Annotated in this window: 4 protein-coding genes; 3 read left to right on the top strand and 1 reads right to left on the bottom strand. The window is 63.7% G+C overall.

Going from position 1 to position 5033, the window contains the following annotated elements; translation table 11 throughout:
* Nucleotides 1-1112, bottom strand: a 1112-nt coding sequence (locus HUK84_RS10160) for a GumC family protein (RefSeq protein WP_374729312.1), incomplete at its 3' end; no start/stop codon positions are given.
* 785 nt (nucleotides 1113-1897) lie between these two features.
* Between HUK84_RS10160 and HUK84_RS10155 the strand changes: the two genes are divergently transcribed.
* The 3 genes from HUK84_RS10155 to HUK84_RS10145 form a co-directional block, all read left to right on the top strand.
* On the top strand, nucleotides 1898-3193 hold the full coding sequence (locus tag HUK84_RS10155; protein ID WP_218064308.1) for an outer membrane beta-barrel protein: 1296 nt from the start codon (nucleotides 1898-1900) through the stop codon (nucleotides 3191-3193).
* A 167-nt stretch (nucleotides 3194-3360) separates the two neighbouring features.
* On the top strand, nucleotides 3361-3945 hold the full coding sequence (locus tag HUK84_RS10150; protein WP_176640188.1) for a polysaccharide biosynthesis/export family protein: 585 nt from the start codon (nucleotides 3361-3363) through the stop codon (nucleotides 3943-3945).
* A 122-nt stretch (nucleotides 3946-4067) separates the two neighbouring features.
* A partial coding sequence (locus HUK84_RS10145) for a glycosyltransferase (RefSeq protein WP_176640187.1) occupies nucleotides 4068-5033 on the top strand: 966 nt, incomplete at its 3' end.

The following is a 5033-nucleotide window of genomic DNA, read 5'->3' as shown; positions in this document are numbered from 1 at the left end:
GTCACCGCGCCGATCTCGCGCCGTACCTGTGCCGCGCCCGCCTCGGCCGCCTGCAGGTCGGGGTTGGCCCCCAGCGCGGTCTGGCTCAGGCTGGACACGCGGCTGCTCAACTGCGCCTCCTGGCCCTGCAATTGCTGGATCAGCGGCGCGGACACCACGTCGGGCAGGCTGCCCACCGTCCCGGTGCGGATCGCGTTCTGCACTTCCGAATAGCGCGCGCGCTTCATCTCCAGGTCGGCCTGCGCGGTGACCAGTTCCTGGTTCATGCGCTGCAATTGCTCGTCGGCGACGGTCGGCGCCTCGGCCTCGGCGGTGCCGGGCTGGTGATCCAGCCGCGCGGTAATCAGCCCGTTGCGTTCGCGGAACTGCTCGACCGCCTGTTCCGCCTTGCGCAGGCGCTCGCGCAGGGGGACGATCTGCTCGTCCAGCAGCGCGTTCGCCTGCCAGGTCGCGGCAACCTTCAGGTGCCGGCGGAAATCCAGATACGAATCCGCATAGGCGTTGGCGATCCGCGCGCTCGTCACCGGATTGCCCGTCTTCGCCGTGATCTTGATCATGTAAGAGCGGCCATCGTTCAGGATGGTCACCTTGCCGGCCAGGATCAGCGCCAGGGCCTGCGCGCGCTGTTCCGGCGTCAGGGGCGGCATCGCCTTGGGCGGACTGCCCAGCAGCGTATAGATCTCGTCCATGACCCGTTGCTTCAGGGGAACGGTATCGAGCAGGCTGGTGAATTCCGGATCGTGCAGCAGGTCCAGACGGTCCACCACGGTCCGCGCGATCGCCGGGCTGCGCAGGACGTCGACCTGCGTATTGACCGCGATCGTGTCGATGTCGGGCGCCGACACCGTCGCCTGCAGGTCGCGGAACGACGAACCGCGCGTGCCGATCATCAGCATCGTCGTCGCCGTATAGTACGGTTTCAGCAGCGCGATACCGGTGATGGCGGGGGCGCCGAGGCCCAGCGTGACCAGCGCCACCGCCAGGCGATGGCGACCGATCATGCTGAAGATCCGCGCCGCAGACGGCTGCGCTTCGGCGGCGCCCGACGGCATCCCGCCGAGCGCGCCGCCATGCAGCGGACCATTGAGGGGGGGCAGTTGCAACTGGTTCATGGCGCGATCCTCGCGTCAGGCTGAAATGGGTGTCGGCAGTGCGCCGCTCAAACCGAAAATTCGTTTCATTACAAAAACAGGACCGAAAACCCGGTGCGCCTGCGCGCCATGTACCTGCGTACCTGCGTGTCACCGGCCCAAATCGAGACGAAGGCCCGGATCATGACGCCGCCCGGATCATGACGACGAAGGTCACGCGGCATCCGCCGTCCTTATCGCCTGCGCTCTCGACGAATGAACGGGCACCGGGTTCCATCCTCCCGCGACAAATAGTCCGCAGGGCCACCCGCGCGCGCCGACGGCGCATGGCCGCATTCCGGGGCGCCGGGCGTGGTCGGCGGTCCGATATCGATACTGAATGTCCATGCCGACATGCGCCGGGCCCACCCTGTCAATGAAAATATACGATGCGAATAGAGAAAAATGGAATAAGAAGTCAATATAGAGGAAATGATTGGCGGAAATATGGCGTAAAATGTGTGGAAAAACCAATCGACGCCCGGTCGATCACGGGCGTTACGCAGGAAATGTATCAGAGTTCCCGTTTTCATGAGAAAAAAAGTGCAAAAAAACATTCCACAGCGCGGCCCGATCGTGTCACCAATATGTGAAGCCTCGGCCAAGCGCGGAAGACGGGAATTGTCTGGCGAAAAAGCAATACGCCGTATCAAGATAGCTGTTGACAATGATCAGGAAGATTATTTTAACGAACTCGCTTTATCCGAAATATTCCCGTCATACTCTTATAAGTAAGGTCTCCGGTGCGCACACCCTTAACTTTCGGTTTGGGTTTGATTGTCATCGCCCCCCTGCTTCTGCCGGACGTCGCGTCTGCGCAGGTCCTGGATACGTACCTCCCGCCCCTCGGCGCCGGTCTGGGAACCATCGAAACCGAACCGGCCCAGGTCCAGGCGCTCGAACGATACGCGCCGCTGGGCGTGGTGTACGGCCCGGTCCGCATCGACGCCACCGCGGCCGAATCCTTCGGCTATGACAACAACGTCGATCGCCTGCTCAACGGCAAGGGCAGCCCGGTCATCATGTCCAGCGGCGACCTCGCGGCCGTCGCGCAATGGACGAACGACCAGCTCCATGCCGAGATGAACGTCGCCGATTACCGTTTCCCGTCCCAATCGATCCAGAACCGGACGAACTGGACGGCGACGCTGGGCGGCGTCCATAATTTCGGCCATGACCAGCTCGGCTTCACCTACACGCATCTCTCCCTGGTCCAGACCCCGATGGATCTCGGCGCCCAGCTCTTCAGCGTGCCGATTCAGTATGAATTCGACAATGCGGGGCTCAGCTACACGCTGCTCACCCACGGCCGCTTCAGCTTCATCCCGCAGGCCCAGATCGGATTTTACGATTTCGGCCAGCCGACCAACAACGGCAACCTCTTCACGGACCAGAGCTACCGCAACCGCGTCATGGTCAATGAGGGCGTGACCGCCCGGTACGAGCTGACGCCCGAACGGCAGGTCCTGGTGGTGCTCCAGGGCACCGAAATCCATTACGTCAACAATATGGTCGCCGGCCTGCCGTCGCGCGATTCCAGCGGCCTGATCGCCATGACGGGCCTGGATTTCGGCCTGACCGGGCCATTCCGGGCCCGGGCGCTGGTCGGCTATCAGACGCGCCTCTATCACTCCGGCTTCTACGGCACGATCAACTCGCCGATCGCCGAACTCGAACTGGGCTGGAACCCGACGCGGCTGACGATGCTGTCCCTGGCCGTCCGCAACGGGATCGAGGATGGCGGCTACGAAAACGTGGTCGGGTTCACCTACACCACCGCCGAACTCACGGTGCGGCATTATTACAACCGCAACCTGGTGCTGACGGCGCACGGGGGCATCCAGCGGGCGGATTATGCCCGCACGCCCGAGGCGCTGGACAATACGATCCTGCGGACGATCCAGTCGCAGCAGCTCATCTTCGATGCCGGCGCCGGCGCGCAATGGTTGCTGAACCGTCATGTCTCCATGACGTTCAACTATAACTTCACCAGCCAGAACTCTTCCGACTACGCCGTCGTGTCCGATCATAATTTCATGATCGGTCTCAGTTTCGCGCTCTAGTGGCCCCGCCCCGAAATCCGCACGCGCATTTCGGGACGGGGACACCAGGTCGTTTTTCTGTCGGAACGGGCCTCCGGCGGCGGTGCGTGGATGCATGGTGCGTAGATGCATATGGACAATGATCGGACCCGCGGGCACGGGGTCCAAGATACGGGAGCATACAAGGAATGCTGACGACCAGTTTCAACCGCAGCCGGTCCGCCGGTCCGATCGTCCTTCTCGGATTGGCGGTCATGCTGAGCAGTTGCGCGCCCGGGTCGGACCTGACGCCGGTTCCGTCCTACGACCCGAACCAGTACCGCATGGGCGTGGATGACGAAATCCGTGTCATCACCTACGGGCATGACCAGCTCACCTCGGATTTCAGGGTCGACAGCAACGGCAAGGTGGCCTTCCCCCTGGCCGGCCCCCTCCAGGCCCAGGGGCTGACGACGTCGGAATTCGCCAAGGAAGTCGGCGCCGCTCTGGAAAAGGCCCAGATGGTGCGCAACCCCAACGTGTCGGTCGAGATCACGTCCTACCGCATGGTCTCGATCCTGGGCGAGGTCGCGCGGCCCGGCCAGTACCCGTACCAGCCCTTCATGACCATGCTGACGGCCGTCGCGGCCGCGGGCGGGTTCACCTATCGCGCGGTACAGGGGCGCGCCTACGTGGTGCGTCAGGTCGGCGACCATACCGTGGTCGGCCGCATCTCGCCGCAGGATTACGTAAAGCCGGGCGACGTCATCAAGATTTTCGAACGCCACTTCTGATGACGGCCTGATTGCGCTATTTTTTTGACGTTTTTTTATAACGATATTTTCAATGACGCCATTTCAGATTCCGTCGCCGGTTCCGTCGCCGGCGCGGCCCGCCTCGGGTGCTGGAGGATATTATGACCGTCGTGCAGCCTGAACCATCCGTCGCATCCGTGCCGAACCCCGCGCCGAAGGTCGCGATCGTCCATGAATGGCTGGACACGGTCGCGGGCTCCGAGCGCGTCGTCCAGCAATTGCTGCTGCTCTTTCCGCAGGCCGAACTGTTCGCCGTGGTCGATTTCCTGCCGCCCGGCGAACGCGGCATGCTGCAGGGCCGCAAGGTCACGACCACGTTCATCCAGCGCCTGCCCTTCGCCCGCAAGCGGTTCAGGAATTATATCGGCCTGATGCCGCTTGCGGTCGAACAGCTCGATCTGTCGGGGTTCGACCTGGTCATTTCCAGCAATCACGCGGTGGCCAAGGGGGTGATCACCGGCCCGGACCAGCTCCATATCTCCTATGTCCATTCCCCGCTGCGCTACGCCTGGGACATGCAGGCGCAATATCTCCGGCAGACCGGCCTGGATCGCGGCCCCAAGGGCCTCTTCGCGCGCTGGCTGCTGCACCGGCTGCGCAACTGGGACGTGCGCTCGGCCGCCGGCGTCGACGTGTTCGTCGCCAATTCCAGCTATATCCAGCGCCGGATCCGCAAGGTCTACCGGCGCGACGCCCTGGTCATCTACCCGCCGGTCGACGTCGCGCGCTTCCAGCCCAAGGACGGCCCGCGCGACTCCTTCGTGGTCGTCTCGCGCCTGGTGCCCTACAAGCGGGTCGATCTCGTGATCCAGGCCTTCCGGCTCATGCCGCAGCACAAGCTGGTGGTGGTGGGCGACGGGCCGGAATGGGATGCCGTATCGGCCCTCGCGCAGGGGGCCGCGAACATCGTCCTGCGCGGCAAGCTCCCGCGTGAGGAATTGCTGCGGCAGATGCAGTCCGCGCGCGCCTGCGTCTTCGCGGCCGAGGAGGATTTCGGCATCGCGACGGTCGAGGCCCAGGCTTGCGGAACGCCGGTGATCGCCTTCGGCCGCGGCGGCGCGCTCGAC

This window comes from Nguyenibacter vanlangensis, assembly GCF_013376155.1.
GTDB classification, from domain to species: domain Bacteria; phylum Pseudomonadota; class Alphaproteobacteria; order Acetobacterales; family Acetobacteraceae; genus Gluconacetobacter; species Gluconacetobacter vanlangensis.
This window is presented reverse-complemented; position numbering and strand designations above follow the sequence as displayed.